The sequence below is a fragment of the Pseudoalteromonas sp. OOF1S-7 genome (assembly GCF_022347765.1).
In the GTDB taxonomy this organism is placed as follows: Bacteria; Pseudomonadota; Gammaproteobacteria; order Enterobacterales; family Alteromonadaceae; genus Pseudoalteromonas.
The window spans coordinates 1-1,612 of sequence record NZ_JAKRFZ010000042.1; the positions used below are offsets into that span (position 1 = coordinate 1).

Sequence of the window (1,612 nt, forward strand, 5' to 3'; positions counted from 1 at the left end):
CGCTCCATCTTCACCAGTGAGTTTTACCATCTTGGAGCGCTTTCAGTACAGAATCAAATTGTTGTGTAGTCATGAGTCATTTCTTTTTTTGTATCTTAACTTATCGAAATGACACAGAAAATTGAACACTACCTTCACGAAGACTCGAGAGCTGTTTGATCGCAGCATATGTACTTTAAATGGTTTCGAATATTTCGAATCTTGCTGTTTTCGAATATTTCGGATAATATTAAAGCGTGATAAATGGGATGCTTTCCTAGCTTGAAATTAAGCTAAGCGCACAAGAAGCTATCGCCAGACGAACAGACGAACAGACGAACAGACGAACAGACGAACAGACGAACAGACGAACAGACGAACAGACGAACAGACGAACAGACGAACAGAGCAAGTGACCATGTTAAATGTAAAATCGCTGCCAAGCGCAGAAGAAGTCGCATTGGCAAAACTATGCAGCCAGGAGCTTTCCGCAGTATTGGAAGCGAATGGCGAAGTACAAGAATTGAGTGTGGTGGGCAAAGATGGGGAAAGTCATCAGCTAAAATTGCCAGCCAGTGCCGTTCAATTGATGATCGAAGTCCTGACGCAGCTGGGACAAGGCAACAGTGTAAACATTACACCTATCCACGCGGAGCTAACGACTCAGGAAGCCGCAGATATGTTGAATATGTCTCGCCCTACACTGATTAAGATATTGGATCAGGGAGATATTCCGTATACAAGAACGGGCAACAGGCGCAAAATTGAGTTTGCTCAGGTGATGAAATATAAGCAGGATATTGAAGCAAAACGCCTTGCTGCTCTGGATGAGTTGACGGATCTCGATCAGGAATTAGGATTAGGATATTAACCACCATGTCAACATACACGGTAATCTTGGATGCGTGTGTAATGTATCCAGCTCCCCTGCGAAGCTATTTGATGCACCTGACTTTAACGGGGTTATTTAGAGCCCGCTGGACGGAACAGATACATGATGAATGGATCCGCAATTTACTATTAAACAACCCGGAAATGGATCCCAAAAAGCTCGACAGAACAAGGCAGTTAATGAACGCGCATGTCCCTGATTGTTTAATTGAAGGGTATGAGCCGCTGATTGATGGCATAAATTTGCCTGATAAAGATGACAGGCATGTTGTGGCCGCAGCTGTTAAGGGCCAGGCAGAGGGGATAATTACATTTAATTTGAAAGACTTTCCGGATGATAAATTGGCACCATTTGATCTGAGTGCAATCCATCCAGACAATTTCTTATCTGATATGTTTGAGCTAGACCCCAGCGCAGCCATATTGGCAGCCCAACGGCAAAGACGATCACTTAAAAACCCACCCATGACAGCCAGCGAATATCTGGATTGCTTACAACGGCAAAAGCTACCTACCTTGGTTTCGCACCTACGTAAATATGAAGCAATGATTTAGCAAGTCTAGTCAGGGATGACAAATAAATCATAAGGTTATATTCCACAACCCCGATTAGTTCATATGAATGGTCGAGTGTACGATGCAGAAACGGGCCGGTTTATGCAGGCGGATCCGGTGGTGCAGGCGCCTTCGAATCTTCAGAATTACAATGCTTACTCGTATGTGCTGAATAATCCGCTGAGTT

3 protein-coding genes are annotated in these 1,612 nt (G+C 44.0%); all 3 read left to right on the forward strand.

The window, feature by feature from the left end:
* The first annotated feature begins 397 nt into the window (after positions 1 to 397).
* Positions 398 to 850 carry an excisionase family DNA-binding protein gene (locus tag MHN33_RS23700; protein ID WP_194866483.1) on the forward strand — a complete coding sequence of 151 codons (453 nt, stop codon included), beginning with the start codon at positions 398 to 400 and terminating at the stop codon, positions 848 to 850.
* A 5-nt stretch (positions 851 to 855) separates the two neighbouring features.
* A complete protein-coding gene (locus tag MHN33_RS23705) occupies positions 856 to 1,425 on the forward strand; it encodes a PIN domain-containing protein (RefSeq protein WP_194866482.1) in 570 nt (189 codons plus the stop codon).
* Between the two features lie 63 nt (positions 1,426 to 1,488).
* Positions 1,489 to 1,612, forward strand: a 124-nt coding sequence (locus MHN33_RS23710; protein WP_275443043.1) for an RHS repeat-associated core domain-containing protein, incomplete at its 3' end; no start/stop codon positions are given.